This window comes from Aurantibacter crassamenti, from assembly GCF_016811105.1.
Lineage (GTDB): Bacteria > Bacteroidota > Bacteroidia > Flavobacteriales > Flavobacteriaceae > Aurantibacter_A > Aurantibacter_A crassamenti.
This window is the reverse complement of the sequence record NZ_JAFBGM010000001.1, coordinates 949,415-963,627: the sequence shown is the minus strand read 5'-3', so window position 1 is coordinate 963,627 and position 14,213 is coordinate 949,415. Positions and strand designations below refer to the sequence as shown.

Here is a 14,213-nt window from a genome sequence, read left to right as displayed (position 1 = left end):
ATTTTATGCATATATTTTCAATTTGAAGCCTGTAAAAGATTTTTCTTTTTAAGCAGATACGCCTTTTCTAAGGCATTTGAAGTTTTAGTTATGGCTTTTTCGTAGAAAGCTATTGCAGCTGGCATAGCTCCCATTTTTGCATAATATTCTGCATAACATCCGTAATACAAATACTGCCGTTGCCCAAGCTTGTCGTATTTGATGCTCTCTAATATATCTTTGGCATCGTTTAGTTTATTCAATTGTATTGTGACTATTGCTTTATTTAAAAGCGCAAAGTCACTGGGTTGTATTTCATATAATTTATTGTAACAATGCAAAATAATATTCCAATTGGTATCTTCAAAAGTCACTGCTTTTACGTGCTCAAAAGCGATGGTGGCTTCAAAATGATATATTGAAACATCTTTATATTCAGCAGATTTGGTTAATGCATTTTTAGCTAATTCTATCATAGGTACATGCCATTTATTTCGATCCTGATTTCTAATATCAACAATCTCGTTATCACTATTAGTTTTACTCTCTAATCGCGCTGCATGAAAACACATCAACGCAAAAAGTGCATACATACTACCTGACCTAAACTTTTCCTTTTTTAACAACAATTTACTCAATCGAATTGCTTCACCACATAAGTCTTCGCGAATCAAGTTATCAGCATTTGTTGAATGAAAGCCTTCGTTAAAAGTTAAATAAATTACCTCCATTACCCTTGTAAGTCGAATTTGTAATTCGTGCGGAGCTGGAAACTCAAATTGAATATTATTAGCAACAATTGCCGCTCTAGCACGCTGTAGTCTTTTTGTAATTGCGTCTTCACGCGTTAATAATGCTGCAGCAATTTCTTTGGTGCTAAAACCGGAAATTGTTTTTAAGGCAAATGCTATTTGTTCTTGTGGTTTTAAACTGGGATGACATGCCACGAAAATCATTCGTAACTGACTGTCTTCTATCTCGTGGTCTAAAAATAAATCGCTAATGGGAATTGAAACAGTACCGGCACTTACTTGTTGATGTCGATTTTTTTCAGATTTTAAACTACGCAACAAATCTATAGTTCTATTCTTTGCTACTTTAGTTAGCCATGCTTCAGGATTATCAGGACGTTGATTTCTCCATTGCAAAGTAGCTTTTATAAATGTGTCTTGAACAGCATCTTCTATTGTTTCAATATGTGCTAATCCAAAAAATCGGGTTAAAATAGCAACCATCTTTCCATAATGATGCCTGAAAAGATGGTCGATAATTTTATGTTGCATTAATCTATTTGTTAAACACCATTACTTCACGTATTTCAACAGTACCACCCAAATCATAATCTGGATAATCTTGTGCAATTTCTACTACTGCAGCTGCACTTTCAGCTGAAACAATATAGTAACCGCCAATTAACTCTTTACTATCAGCAAAAGGTCCATCGCTTACAGTTCTGTCCTTACCAATAACCCGTTTTACAGTTGGTACTAATGCATCGCCTCCTTTAACAATGCCTTGCGCAGCCATTTTCTCATTCCAAGTAAACCATTTACCCATACGCTCTTGCAATTGCTCTGGCGAAAGGCCTAACTCTTGATAATCGGCTCCAATAAAAATCATCATAAAATCTTTCATGTCTTAATGTTTTTAAATTAATAATATGTTTTGCCCTTATGACGTAACCGAAACAAATAGCAAGACAATTTTAAAACTTTTTTTCACATTACTTGTAAATTTCCATGCAAACAGGCGAATTTCTGCGCATTGAGGGTATTATTTCTTCATTTCCAATTTTAATTCGTGTTTTCAATGCCTATTTTTGCAATCCGTTTTTAAATAATAGTAATGGCTCAATTTCATTCGCTTAGCATTAAGCACATAAAACCTTTGACAACAAGTTCTGTTGCAATCACATTTGAGATTCCTAAAGATTTATTGCAAACCTTTGATTTTATTCCTGGGCAATACATCACCATAAAAAAGGAAATCAAGGGCAAAGAATTAAGACGCGCTTATTCAATTAGCTCTTCGCCAAAAAAGGACTGTATCACAATCGGCGTAAAAAAGGTAGATAAAGGTGGATTTTCAGATTTTGCCAACACCAAATTAAAGGCTGGAGATGTACTTGAACTTATGCCACCTGAAGGGCGATTTGTATTTAGCCCAAATTCTAATAAAACAAATATTGCTGCTTTTGCTGCCGGAAGTGGTATTACGCCCATAATGAGTATTGCTAAGAGTGTTTTAAATAGCAACCCCAGTAATAAATTTGTTTTAGTTTACGGTAATAAATCTAGTGAAGACACTATGTTTTATACTGATTTGGTAAAATTACAATTAGAATATTCTAATCGGTTTTTTATTTATTTCACCAACAGCCAAACCCGTGAAGAAGATTCATTGTTTGGCCGCATAGATGTATCTACAGTGAATTATGCTTTGAAAAACAAGCATAAAGACATCAATTTTGATGGTTATTATCTTTGTGGTCCTGAAGCCATGATCAACCTAGTTTCAGACACTTTAAAAGAAAATGAAGTTCATGAAGATAAAATTCATTTTGAATTGTTCACTAGTACTGAAATCTTAGAAGAACTTCCTAAAAGTGTCGACGGCAAAACCGATATCACTATTGTTCTTGATGACGAGGAATTCAATTTTTCTATGGATAAAAAGGCAATTGTTCTAGATGCCGTTCTTAAAGAAAATATTGATGCACCATATTCTTGTCAAGGTGGGGTTTGTAGTAGTTGCATTGCTCGAGTTACTGAAGGAAAAGTAGAAATGGTCAAGAATCAAATATTAACCGACAGTGAAATTGCTGAGGGTTTAATTTTAACATGTCAAGCTCATGCTATTACTCCATCTGTTAAGATAGATTATGATGATGTATAATCTTATTATTGATCGGTTTCAATAGACTTATACCACAACTCACAACTTTAGCAAAAGCAAACTAACTGATGAGACTATTTTAGTTATTTTTTCAATTTAAAAGCTGAATAGACTCATTACCAAACTATAACGATATAGTTTTTTGCTTCATTAAAAGTCAGATGTAATTTAGTTCAGTCAAAATAATACTGCCAATTAAACATATTTTGTCGTATTTTTATCACAACAATTAGTTTAATGAGTCAGAAATTAGTGCAATCAACCGCCATTTTAATTTTTTCTCGGTCTTCTCAAGAAGATGCGATTAAAAAGAATATTTCTGGTGGTGCAAAACTTTTTGATGCACTTAATGAACACTTCTTAATAAAGGTTCAAAATACCGGTTTACCGTATTTTTTTATAAACGGGGAAAACCAACATGGTGATACCTTTGGGGAACGATTTAGCCACGCCGTTGAAAGCGTTTTCAATAATGGTTATGATAATGTCATTACTATTGGTAACGACAGCCCTAGGTTGAATGAAACAATTATTAAAGACGCAGCCCTTCAATTAACAAAGAATAACACCATAATAGGACCTTCAGTTGACGGAGGGTTTTATCTTTTAGGAATACACCGTTCAAACTTTGACCGAGAGAAATTTGAAAATTTATCTTGGCAAACACCCAAAATAGTTCGTGAAATTCAAAAAATATTGGAAGCTAAAGATAGAAAATACAGTGTTTTCTCTACTTTATTTGATATTGATTGTCTTTATGATCTTAAGATTTTTATAAGCCAAGACAACTCCTGTTCAAAAAGGCTTCATGATATAGCGAAAGATATTTTTGACTACACTATTAGCAAGTATCTTTTTGTTGATATCATTGACGAACAACTTTCTTCTACCCCAACATTGAACAAGGGATCTCCCGTTCAATAGATAATTAAAAATACATTTTCACATTAATTATACCTATTCGGTATAATCTCTCTATTTATCAATTTTTAAACATAATAAAATGGCAAACCCATATTATGATGCTGCCGATTTGCGAAAATTCGGAAAAATCACAGAATGGAGCGAAGAGCTCGGTACTAAATTTTTTGAATACTATGGTAAAGTGTTTGAAGAAGGAGCACTTTCTGCTCGCGAAAAATCATTAATTGCACTTGCAGTAGCGCATGTTGTTAAATGCCCATATTGTATTGATGCATACACCAAAGACGGATTAGAAAAAGGCATTACTAAAGAAGAAATGATGGAAGCCGTACATGCTGGGGCTGCCATTGAAAGTGGCGCCACTCTTGTTCACGGCGTACAAATGATGAACAAGTACAATAAGTTATCAATGTAATTTGACAATTAATGCATTTCTGATTGTTTTTCTATTTCTAGCGACAAACAATGAAGAACTCACAATGAAAATTCATGGCAACAAAATCTTTGAAAGCAAGAGACAATGAACTTGCAATAAATAACAAGCAATTAGAAATTTTGAATGGAGGCATTTTTGCAGAAGGCGAATTGCCTTACTTCAAAGATAAAATTGCTGACATTGGTCAATTTCCATTGCGCCCAAAGAAATTAGAAATACTTCAAATTAACGTGGGTTATATGTGTAATCAGGTTTGTGAGCATTGTCATGTTGACGCTGGGCCTGATCGTAAAGAAATTATGACTAGAGACACTATGCAACTCTGTCTTGAGGTAATCAGAAATACAGGTGCCCATACATTAGATTTAACTGGTGGGGCTCCAGAAATGAATCCTGATTTCAGATGGTTTGTAGAAGAGTCAGCAAAAGCCGGAATAAAAGATTTTATTGTGCGCTCAAACTTAACCATCATTCGGGCGAACAAAAAATATTATGATTTACCCGAGTTCTTTAAGAAACATAATATTCATGTTATCTCTTCTATGCCCCACTATACAAAGGGTAAGACAGATAAACAAAGAGGTGATGGTGTTTTTGACAAATCAATAAAAGCATTACAAGAATTAAATACCGTAGGGTATGGAATGCCAAATAGCGAGCTTCGTTTAGATTTGGTATATAATCCTTCAGGGGCATACTTACCTGGCGACCAATCTGCAATGGAGCGCGATTTTAAAAAAGCTTTGAAAGAAGATTTTAATATCGACTTTCATAATTTATTTGCGATTACCAATTTACCTATAGCACGATTTTTAGATTATTTAATAGCATCTGAAAATTACGAAGACTATATGTACGCTTTGGTTGAAGCATATAACCCAACCGCGGTTGAAAATGTAATGTGTACAAATACAATTTCAATAAGTTGGGATGGATGGCTTTACGATTGCGATTTTAACCAAATGCTAGGCCTTAAGGTAGCAAGCAGTATAAAACATATTAAAGATTATAATGAAGATGTACTAAACGATAGAAATATAATTATTTCTCAACATTGTTATGGGTGCACTGCTGGCGCAGGAAGCAGCTGTCAAGGTACAGTTACGTAAATTCTATTCTTAACAAGCATCTTCAAATTAAATGAGAAGTAAAAATTAACAGATATAATTATGAGTTATTTAGAAGCTACAAATAATCTTTATAAAGAAGCGGCATTGACTCCTGATGTTGGCTTATGTTGTACCACCAATCCTATTTGGGAATTACCAGGATTGAAAATTCCGCAGATAATGCAAGAGATGAATTATGGCTGTGGTAGCACTGTACACGCCAGAGACTTATCTAACAACCCTAAAATGTTATATGTTGGTGTTGGTGGCGGTATGGAACTTTTGCAATTTGCATATTTCAATCGACAAAAAAATGGTGTTGTTGGTATTGATGTGGTTGATGAGATGTTAGAAGCAAGCCGAAAGAATTTTAAAATCGCTGAAGAAGAAAATGACTGGTTTAAATCTGAATTTGTCGATTTAAAAAAGGGAGATGCCATGAATTTACCTGTCGAAAGCGAAAGTATTGATGTTGCTGCGCAAAATTGCTTATTTAATATTTTTAAAGCTGATGATTTAAAACGAGCTATTGAAGAAATGTATCGCGTTTTAAAACCACAAGGCAAGTTAGTTATGAGTGACCCAACCTGCGAACAACCGATGAATGACACCTTACGAAATGATGACCGCTTGCGTGCGCTTTGTTTAAGCGGAAGCCTTTCTATAAAAGAATACGTAAAAGCATTGACCGATGTAGGTTTTGGGACCATAGAAATAAGAGCGCGAAAACCGTATCGCATTTTAGACCCTGTTCATTATCCTACAGATGAACTAATATATATTGAGTCAATTGAAGTTGCAGCAATAAAAGACCCAATGCCAAGTGATGGGCCTTGCATATTTACTGGTAAAGCTGCCATTTATTACGGAAGTGAAGACTATTTTGATGACAATAAAGGTCATGTTTTGGTAAAAAACCAACCTTTAGCGGTATGCGATAAAACGGCAGGTGCATTAGCTGCACTTAGCAAAAATGACATTTTTATTAGTGATTCTACTTTTCATTATGATGGTGGTGGTTGCTGCTAATAAACTAAATCTTAAACCGTATTATCACATAAATAGTACGGTTTTTTTATGCTTAATATTAGGATTAAACCATCGGGCAGGAGTTGATTTTTCTTCCCATTTTCCTTTTATCGGATGTATTGACCGACTCGTCGGTTTGTAGAATTTACAAGTCTAAAAATTATGGTCAAATATTCATTTTCATCGATTATTTCTACCACATAACGTTTCACTAAAGAAATAGCATCAGTTCAAGGGTTCTATATATAACCAAACAGTTGGTTTACTTAAATCTTGAAATGATGCAGAAAAATATTAAACGCATGGCAACCATGCAAAGAATGCAAGTTACTGGTCTTGAACTTTTTTATAAAAATGGATTCTATAATACAAGTGTAGATGATATTTTAAAAGAGCTAGATTTATCTAAAGGTGCTTTTTACTACCATTTTGATTCTAAAGAAGATTTTTTTATTCAAATAATAGAGAACTTATTGGTGCGTAAAGTATACAGCATGCTTATTGAGCCAGTTGAAGGACACTCAAATACTACTGACCTTATTATGAAGTGCTATGATGATGCCTTAGAAACGGCCGTTCATAATGAAATGGATTTCGGATTTGTTCTTGGCAACTTTATAGGTGAATTTAATGGTAGAAATCCAAAAATAATGAAACACTTAAATGATATCATTAGAATTTGGGAAGTAAACCTTGTCTCTGTTATACAACGCGGCAAATTTGAAGGTCATATTGATCGTCATGCTGATGCAGAGGGTGTAGCATTGTTTATTATGAGTTCTTTTATGGGTGTTCGTACTTTAATGGTTGAAACTGCACCTAGCGCACGAAAATACAGGTTTATGTCTCAATTAAGAGTATTTTTAAAATCGATTGAGAATAAGCAACCTGTATTGTAGAAGGTCTATTAGATTAGCTAAGTAGTTCATTGATACTCTGAACAATTTCAGTTGGACTAATAGCTTCCATAACGCGTTCATATCCTTTAGGCACTTTGTTTCCGTAAACCGAAGTTGGTATTAGTGGATAAGCTCCTCGATCAGCCATTAGTGATTTATTTTTTCCATAATTAAAAGGATAAAACCCTGCATAGGGGTGGGTAACACCCCATAGTGTAACTACAGGAATACCATATATTGCAGCTAAATGACCATTTCCGCTGTCCATGGCAAGCATCACATCTAAGTTTGAGATTAACGCAAGTTCTTCCTTAAAAGATAATTTTCCGGCGCAATTTGTTCCATTTTCAAATTTAGCCTCAAAAGCATTCAGCTTTTCTATTTCATCCTTACCACCTCCGAAGAATAAAAGTTGGTAAGCGTTGTTTTTATTGAGCTCTTCAATAACCTCTTCCATTAATTCAATAGGATACATTTTGCCTTGAAAAGCCGCAAAAGGGGCTATTCCTATTTTAATTTTAGCTGGTTCACTCAGTAAATTATCAGTAAAATCTGAAAGTGAAATTCTTTGAATGGGCATTACTTGTGCCAAATCTAAAGAAAAACCAAGCGCATCAAATACATCTGCATACCGTTGATGTGTAGATTTTAAAGGCCCATGAAATTTTTTGTTTTTTAACGATGTAAGCGCCTTTTTTTCAGTTCTTCCTTTATCTAATTGCTCAAATGGAATATCTGTAAAGCTAAAATATCGGCGTAAAATATTACTTCGAAGCACATTATGTAAATCGGCAACAGCATCTATATTCAAACTTCTAAGCTCTTTATACAAGCGCCACAAGCCAAAAACGCCTTTATGCCTCCCTTTTACGTCTGCAGCATACATACTAACATTAGGAATCTGCTCAAAAATAGGTTCGAAAAAAGCTCGTGTTAAAAAAGTAATTTTAACATTGGGATATGTTCTAGTAAGCGCCGTTAATACAGGAACTGTCATTGCGACATCGCCCATAGCAGAAAGTCGGATTACTAGAATATGCGAGACGTCTTTTTTCACTTGGTGCCACGAAGAACTGGGTTTAATTCTTCATCATTATACATTTTCATCTGTTTATAGACCTTCATGTATTTTTTACCTGATTCTATATCTGATATCAATTGATCTATAGCTGTAGAAAGGTCTTTCTTTTGCTCTAAAAGCACATTTAATTTTTGCGCACATTTCTCTTTATGCTCTAAAGCAGCATCTTTTCGTTCTGCTTCTTCACGCATATGATAAATTTTTAATGCCAAAATAGAAAGGCGATCAATGGCCCAGGCGGGGCTTTCCGTATTTATAGTTGCGGTATCCTTTATTTCAACCGATTGGTATTTTTTAAGAAAATAACCGTCAACATACTCCACTAAATCTGTGCGATCTTGATTACTTGCATCAATTTTACGCTTTAAGTCTAAGGCTGCAACTGGATCAATATTTGGATCACGAATAATATCTTCATAATGCCATTGTACGGTATCTATCCAGTTTTTTCGATAAAGTAAATGATCGATTTCATCCACATTATACGGATTACTAAAATCTTGATACACATCATCAATGATATGATACTTGGCAATACTTTCTTCAAAAATTGAAAATGCGTGTTCGCTAAACATAATTGACTTCTTTTGACAAATATAGCTTTATTTGATAAGTATTATATCCGCAGCAAACACCAAAAATGGGACAAAAATTGACACCATTAATACAATTTCTTTGATGTTGGGTTTGTTAATTGATTCAACATAGTTGGTCAAGAAAACAACCGCTGGAAAAAAAGTAAGCATTAATGGGTGACTTTCAGTACCTGAAAGCAGTATTTCAAGAACGAGTCCAATAACGAAAGAAAGCGCTACAAGACGCAGCGTTACTATTTTTCCGACCCCCACTTTTGATAATTTAAAAAATGACATTAAACCGGTAATACATATTAAAATCATATAAATCACTCGTTTGGCACTTTTAACAATATCCATAAAACGAGACGACTTAAAGTCAAATTCAAAATTGTAGTGCTCCCAAAGCAAATCTTTATTGCCTGATAATATTGTAATTGCGTAGGCAATCATAAAAAAAGTGAAGACACCCGCAAAAGGCACCATCCAATTTCTAATATTTTTTGGCTCATAAATATATATAGCGATTAGCACTAAAGCCAAATACAAAACGGCCCAATCATAACATAAACTTGCTACCATAACCCATATTGTAGCATCAAAAACCTTGAGTTTAATATTTTTTAATGATCGTAGACTTATTAACCTTCGCAATGCTAAAAGCATACAAAAACTGGCCCCTATTGCATAATTGTCAGCCAATGATTCTGGAAAAACGACCATCAAAAGCACATAAAATAATATTGCAAATGAATTTAAGCCAGTCATCTTATTTCTTTTGACTATAAAGTTTACCAAAACAAAACTAACCATCAACACCCCTAAAACACCCACCTGAAGTAGTGTTTGAGCAATGTTAAAGCCATTCTCAAACATGTAAAACTGTATCAACCAATAAAAAAAGAAGAGAAACGTTAGAACAATAATAAAATTTATTGGCTTAGTTTTCCCAAAAATGCTTTGAATCATCTGAGGATTTTATACTTTTGTGTTCAAATATAGTCAATACACAGAGCTTCTTGAAGAGCTCTAATTCAAAATAAAAAAATATGTGGCGTTCTTTTTTCGAAGGTATTAATGATTTATTTGTAAACGTTCTGTTTATGCCTTATGATTTTTTCCGTTTTATGGAGAATTGGTGGGCAGCAAATACTGTAAACTGGATACTTGCAATTATTGGTATGGTAGCTTTCGTCTACTGGATGTTGCAGTTAAAGCAATATGACGATAATAACGAAGAAGACAAAAGCATTAGTTCGCACTCGTACTTATAAATCGAACCCAATATCTTTACGATAATTGATCCTATCAAAATGTAGTTTTTCTATATTTTCATAGGATTTTTTTAGTGCTTCTTTAAAATCATTACCGTAGGATGTCACTGCTAAAACCCTACCACCGTTAGTTACTACTTTATCATTTTCAATTTTGGTGCCAGCATGAAAAACTATTGAATCTTCAATTGTTTCAAAGCCAGTTATTTCTTTTCCTTTTTCATACGCCCCAGGGTAACCACCTGAAACAGCCATAACCGTAGTAGCTGTGCGCTCATCAATCTGCAAATCAATGGAATCTAGTTTTTGCTCAGCAACGGCTTGAAACACTTCAACTAAATCATTTTTAATACGTGGAATCACTACCTCGGTTTCTGGATCACCTAAACGAACGTTATATTCAATTACAAACGGATCATCACCAACTTTGATTAATCCTATAAAAATAAACCCTTTGTAGGGGAGCGAGTCAGTCTTGAGTCCTTCCACAGTCGGTTTAACGACTCTCTCGTGGATTTTATTCATAAAATCAGCATTAGTGAAGGGAACCGGAGAAATCGCTCCCATACCTCCTGTATTTAAGCCTGTATCACCTTCGCCAATTCGCTTGTAATCTTTTGCCGTTGGTAAAACCTTATAACCTTCGCCATCTGTTAACACAAAAACACTCAACTCAATACCAGATAAAAACTCTTCAATTACCACTGTAGTACTGGCCTTACCAAACTTTGCATCTTGAAGCATTGCTCGTAATTCTTGTTTGGCCTCTTCTAAATCATTCAATATTAAAACACCCTTACCTGCGGCCAAACCGTCTGCTTTAAGAACATATGGGGCTTTTAGCTTTTCCAAAAAAGAATAGCCATCTTCAAGATTATCTACTGTAAAACTTTCATAAGCAGCGGTTGGAATATTATGCCTTACCATAAATTCTTTTGCAAACTCTTTACTGCCCTCAAGCTGTGCAGCTGCTTTTTGCGGACCGATTACAGGTATGTTGACCAACTTATCGTTATTTAAAAAATAATCATGAACACCATTTACTAATGGGTCTTCTGGGCCAACAACAACCAAATCAATAGCATTTTTCAGAACTACTTCTTCAATTTTTTCGAAATCGTTTACACCAATCGGAATATTTTGAGCAATTGAAGCGGTACCAGCGTTACCTGGTGCAACAAATAAGTTTTTACATTTTGAGCTTTGATTGAGTTTCCAAGCTATTGCATGTTCGCGACCACCTGAACCAAGAATAAGAATATTCATTTTGTAGAAAATTTAGGCAAAAATAATCCTATTCAGAATAAATGCGAACTGGGCTCAACTTTATTTTGAAAACTTTTAAAATTTAAGCTACTATTTGTGGCAAAAAAGTAAGAAATCGACTGTTTTACCTTTTTAGATTATACGCCATAATAGATTCAATTCAAAACACCTTATTTTGTAATAAAAGTCTGTTAACACGACAATTTACTAGGCTTCTTAAAAATCGTATACGATTTTAATAACATTACATAGCCGTATATTTTATGGTAACTGAACCCAATTTTAGGTGGGGTCATAAAAAATAATGGGTTTTGGAATTAAAATTCCAAAACCCATTAAAACAATTCTAAAATACTTATCTAATTCTTGTTTCTATCAGCGAAATCTCTATGTTCTGTCTTTAATAAATCTTCTTGTGACAACGATTTAAAATACTCAAAGGTTTTCCTCATTCCTTCTTCTCTTCCAACTTTTGGTTCCCAACCTAAAATACTTTTAGCCTTAGAAATATCTGGTTGACGTTGCATTGGGTCATCTTGCGGTAGATCTTTGTAAATAACTTTTTGATCTGTACCTGTGAGTTTAATAATTTCCTCTGCAAAATCACTAATTGTAATTTCATGCGGATTACCAATATTAACCGGGTTACTATAATCACTCATCAATAAGCGATAGATACCTTCCACCTCATCATCAACATAGCAAAATGAGCGTGTTTGTGAACCATCACCAAAAACGGTTAAATCTTCACCTCGTAATGCTTGCCCCATGAATGCCGGAATTACACGACCGTCATTTAATCGCATTCTAGGTCCATATGTATTAAAAATACGGACGATACGCGTTTCTACTCCGTGAAAACGATGATAGGCCATAGTAATAGACTCCTGAAAACGTTTCGCTTCATCATAGACACCTCGTGGACCGATTGTATTTACATTGCCATAATACTCTTCTGTTTGTGGGTGTACCAGTGGGTCTCCATAAATCTCTGAAGTAGATGCTATAAGAATTCTTGCATTTTTTTCTTTGGCTAAACCTAAAAGGTTGTGTGTACCCAAAGCCCCTACTTTCAACGTCTGAATAGGTATTTTTAAATAATCTATAGGACTTGCAGGAGATGCAAAATGTAATATATAATCTAAATCACCGGGTACGTGAACAAATTTTGTTACATCATGATGATAATACTCGAAGTTTTCAAGTTTGAACAAATGTTCAATATTCTTTAAATCACCTGTTATTAAATTATCCATCGCAATGACGTGGAAACCTTCCTTTATAAATCGGTCGCAAAGATGTGACCCTAAAAATCCGGCTGCGCCAGTAATTAAAACTTTCTTCATGGTGTAATTAAGATAAAATGGGTTCTTCTATTATATTAGGAAAGTAAATGTAAACGCGAAATAAAATCCTACAAAATAATATGGCTTAAAAACAAAGATATTGGGCAAAGTGTCAATTAACAACCTAATTAATATGTTCTTTCATTTTCAGACTCAACATCATCTTCATAAACGTTGTGCTTATGATCATTTTTGTCTTTGAGTTTTCCATTACTCTTAGCCTCGTTAGTTTTCGTTTTACTTTTAATTTTATCAACCTGCCTTCTCAACAATATTTTCTGTTTCATTGTTGTGAAGTTATAGTTATACTTAAAAAATATATAACCCAATAAAATAACTACGGAAACAAGCATTATAGCTAATCCAAAATTCTTTGCCGTACTTCCTAAAACAATAAATAACATCACAAACATTAGGTTGAAACAACCAATAATGAAACTAGCCTGTTTATGACTTAAGCCCCAATAATCTATCAATACATGGTGCGTATGATTACGATCCGGAGAAAAAGGTGCTCTTTTATTAGCAATTCGAATGGCAAATACCCTAGCTGTATCAAAAAGAGGAACGATAAGAATACTTATAGCAATTAATGGTGCATTTTCAAGCAAAAAAGGTATTTCAGTATAATCTTGTGGTTTGAGTGCTAAGAATTTTAATGTAAGTATACTTATTACAAACCCAACCATTAATGAACCTGTATCACCCATGAATATCTTCTTATCTGAAGATAGATTAAAACCTAAAAAAGCCATTAGGCTTGCATTCATTGTAATGGCCAACAAAGCAAAAAAGTATTCTTCACTTAAATAAAATATAGTGGTGTAAATTACCATTATTACCATACCTACCACAGAGGCTAAACCATCAATACCATCAATAAGGTTATATGAGTTAATAATGGTTAACATCATAAAACCAGCAATTACGAGATACAGATAATATGGTATTTCATTAATATTTAAAAAACCATTAAGTGAACCTATAACAAAGCCTGGATTAACCAAAATAAATGCAACGGCGAATACTTGCGCAATAAGCTTAGCGCCTGGAGAAATAACAACCAAGTCATCTTTAAGTCCAACAATAAATAAAATTGTTAAACCAGGAATAATATATATAGCCTCATCAAACACATCTCGATCTCTAATAAAGAAAAGTGCAAATATTAGCGTATAAAAAAAGGATACTCCACCAAGAGTTGGCGTTCGTTTGGCGTGAGAACTACGCCCATTTGGATCATCTGTAAGCCGCCTATACTCAACAACGTTAATAATCTTTGGTATAGTCAAGTAAGTCAGCATAAATGCGCCCAATGAAAGTAATATGGCTGTTTCTAGAAAAAACACAGGATAAGACTATTTGTTATGATTATTCTTACAGAAAATTCAAGTTACGTC

General features: G+C 34.1%; 15 protein-coding genes. 7 read left to right on the top strand and 8 right to left on the bottom strand.

Features of this window, described 5'->3' with window-relative positions; all coding sequences use genetic code 11:
* Positions 1-17: 17 nt before the first annotated feature.
* Both JQC67_RS03900 and JQC67_RS03895 read right to left on the bottom strand, forming a co-directional pair.
* Entirely contained in the window at positions 18-1,262 is a 1,245-nt protein-coding gene (locus JQC67_RS03900) for an RNA polymerase sigma factor (RefSeq protein ID WP_203251553.1), read from the bottom strand.
* 4 nt (positions 1,263-1,266) lie between these two features.
* Positions 1,267-1,614 carry a YciI family protein gene (locus JQC67_RS03895; RefSeq protein ID WP_203251552.1) on the bottom strand — a complete coding sequence of 116 codons (348 nt, stop codon included), beginning with the start codon at positions 1,612-1,614 and terminating at the stop codon, positions 1,267-1,269.
* Positions 1,615-1,824: 210 nt separating this feature from the next.
* Here JQC67_RS03895 and JQC67_RS03890 point away from each other — a divergent pair, with 210 nt between their 5' ends.
* The 6 genes from JQC67_RS03890 (at position 1,825) to JQC67_RS03865 (ending at position 7,271) form a co-directional block, all read left to right on the top strand.
* A complete protein-coding gene (locus JQC67_RS03890) occupies positions 1,825-2,874 on the top strand; it encodes a ferredoxin--NADP reductase (RefSeq protein ID WP_203251551.1) in 1,050 nt (349 codons plus the stop codon).
* A gap of 237 nt (positions 2,875-3,111) precedes the next feature.
* On the top strand, positions 3,112-3,798 hold the full coding sequence (locus tag JQC67_RS03885; RefSeq protein ID WP_203251550.1) for a TIGR04282 family arsenosugar biosynthesis glycosyltransferase: 687 nt from the start codon (positions 3,112-3,114) through the stop codon (positions 3,796-3,798).
* A 79-nt stretch (positions 3,799-3,877) separates the two neighbouring features.
* The gene (locus JQC67_RS03880; RefSeq protein WP_203251549.1) at positions 3,878-4,213 is read left to right on the top strand and encodes an arsenosugar biosynthesis-associated peroxidase-like protein; all 336 of its coding nucleotides are present in this window, start codon (positions 3,878-3,880) and stop codon (positions 4,211-4,213) included.
* Positions 4,214-4,287: 74 nt separating this feature from the next.
* The gene (gene arsS, locus JQC67_RS03875; protein ID WP_203251548.1) at positions 4,288-5,343 is read left to right on the top strand and encodes an arsenosugar biosynthesis radical SAM (seleno)protein ArsS; all 1,056 of its coding nucleotides are present in this window, start codon (positions 4,288-4,290) and stop codon (positions 5,341-5,343) included.
* A 60-nt stretch (positions 5,344-5,403) separates the two neighbouring features.
* The gene (gene arsM, locus JQC67_RS03870; RefSeq protein ID WP_203251547.1) at positions 5,404-6,372 is read left to right on the top strand and encodes an arsenosugar biosynthesis arsenite methyltransferase ArsM; all 969 of its coding nucleotides are present in this window, start codon (positions 5,404-5,406) and stop codon (positions 6,370-6,372) included.
* Positions 6,373-6,650: 278 nt separating this feature from the next.
* Positions 6,651-7,271, top strand: coding sequence for a TetR/AcrR family transcriptional regulator (locus JQC67_RS03865; protein ID WP_238934462.1), 621 nt, complete (start codon positions 6,651-6,653; stop codon positions 7,269-7,271).
* A gap of 13 nt (positions 7,272-7,284) precedes the next feature.
* Here JQC67_RS03865 and JQC67_RS03860 read toward each other — a convergent pair whose 3' ends face one another.
* Genes JQC67_RS03860 through JQC67_RS03850 form a run of 3 tightly spaced genes read right to left on the bottom strand, consistent with a single transcriptional unit; the run spans position 7,285 to position 9,896 of the window.
* A complete protein-coding gene (locus JQC67_RS03860) occupies positions 7,285-8,328 on the bottom strand; it encodes a glycosyltransferase family 9 protein (RefSeq protein ID WP_317198351.1) in 1,044 nt (347 codons plus the stop codon).
* On the bottom strand, positions 8,325-8,927 hold the full coding sequence (locus JQC67_RS03855; protein ID WP_203251546.1) for a DUF4254 domain-containing protein: 603 nt from the start codon (positions 8,925-8,927) through the stop codon (positions 8,325-8,327). Before JQC67_RS03855 ends, JQC67_RS03860 begins: the two co-directional genes overlap by 4 nt.
* A 27-nt stretch (positions 8,928-8,954) precedes the next feature.
* Positions 8,955-9,896 (bottom strand): DUF6427 family protein, encoded by a 942-nt coding sequence (locus JQC67_RS03850; RefSeq protein ID WP_203251545.1) that lies wholly within the window; start codon positions 9,894-9,896, stop codon positions 8,955-8,957.
* Positions 9,897-9,976: 80 nt separating this feature from the next.
* Between JQC67_RS03850 and JQC67_RS03845 the strand changes: the two genes are divergently transcribed.
* Positions 9,977-10,201, top strand: coding sequence for a DUF6341 family protein (locus tag JQC67_RS03845; protein ID WP_203251544.1), 225 nt, complete (start codon positions 9,977-9,979; stop codon positions 10,199-10,201).
* On the opposite strand, the gene purD is transcribed toward JQC67_RS03845, so the two are convergent.
* The 3 genes from purD to JQC67_RS03830 form a co-directional block, all read right to left on the bottom strand.
* Positions 10,196-11,467: a phosphoribosylamine--glycine ligase gene (gene purD / locus JQC67_RS03840; RefSeq protein WP_203251543.1), complete on the bottom strand. Its 1,272-nt coding sequence runs from the start codon at positions 11,465-11,467 to the stop codon at positions 10,196-10,198. The two genes, JQC67_RS03845 and purD, sit on opposite strands and share 6 nt — an antisense overlap.
* Positions 11,468-11,826: 359 nt before the next feature.
* Positions 11,827-12,813: a UDP-glucuronic acid decarboxylase family protein gene (locus tag JQC67_RS03835; RefSeq protein ID WP_203251542.1), complete on the bottom strand. Its 987-nt coding sequence runs from the start codon at positions 12,811-12,813 to the stop codon at positions 11,827-11,829.
* Positions 12,814-12,941: 128 nt separating this feature from the next.
* Positions 12,942-14,162: a glycosyltransferase family 4 protein gene (locus tag JQC67_RS03830; protein WP_203251541.1), complete on the bottom strand. Its 1,221-nt coding sequence runs from the start codon at positions 14,160-14,162 to the stop codon at positions 12,942-12,944.
* Between the last annotated feature and the right edge of the window lie 51 nt (positions 14,163-14,213).

Excerpts from the sequence above, each read along its gene's own strand:
- JQC67_RS03900 (WP_203251553.1), bottom strand. The coding sequence starts at position 1,262 with ATGCAACATAAAATTATCGACCATCTTTTCAGGCATCATTATGGAAAG.
- JQC67_RS03895 (WP_203251552.1), bottom strand. The coding sequence starts at position 1,614 with ATGAAAGATTTTATGATGATTTTTATTGGAGCCGATTATCAAGAGTTA.
- JQC67_RS03890 (WP_203251551.1), top strand. The coding sequence starts at position 1,825 with ATGGCTCAATTTCATTCGCTTAGCATTAAGCACATAAAACCTTTGACA.
- JQC67_RS03885 (WP_203251550.1), top strand. The coding sequence starts at position 3,112 with ATGAGTCAGAAATTAGTGCAATCAACCGCCATTTTAATTTTTTCTCGG.
- JQC67_RS03880 (WP_203251549.1), top strand. The coding sequence starts at position 3,878 with ATGGCAAACCCATATTATGATGCTGCCGATTTGCGAAAATTCGGAAAA.
- arsS (WP_203251548.1), top strand. The coding sequence starts at position 4,288 with ATGGCAACAAAATCTTTGAAAGCAAGAGACAATGAACTTGCAATAAAT.
- arsM (WP_203251547.1), top strand. The coding sequence starts at position 5,404 with ATGAGTTATTTAGAAGCTACAAATAATCTTTATAAAGAAGCGGCATTG.
- JQC67_RS03865 (WP_238934462.1), top strand. The coding sequence starts at position 6,651 with ATGATGCAGAAAAATATTAAACGCATGGCAACCATGCAAAGAATGCAA.
- JQC67_RS03855 (WP_203251546.1), bottom strand. The coding sequence starts at position 8,927 with ATGTTTAGCGAACACGCATTTTCAATTTTTGAAGAAAGTATTGCCAAG.
- JQC67_RS03850 (WP_203251545.1), bottom strand. The coding sequence starts at position 9,896 with ATGATTCAAAGCATTTTTGGGAAAACTAAGCCAATAAATTTTATTATT.
- JQC67_RS03845 (WP_203251544.1), top strand. The coding sequence starts at position 9,977 with ATGTGGCGTTCTTTTTTCGAAGGTATTAATGATTTATTTGTAAACGTT.
- purD (WP_203251543.1), bottom strand. The coding sequence starts at position 11,467 with ATGAATATTCTTATTCTTGGTTCAGGTGGTCGCGAACATGCAATAGCT.
- JQC67_RS03835 (WP_203251542.1), bottom strand. The coding sequence starts at position 12,813 with ATGAAGAAAGTTTTAATTACTGGCGCAGCCGGATTTTTAGGGTCACAT.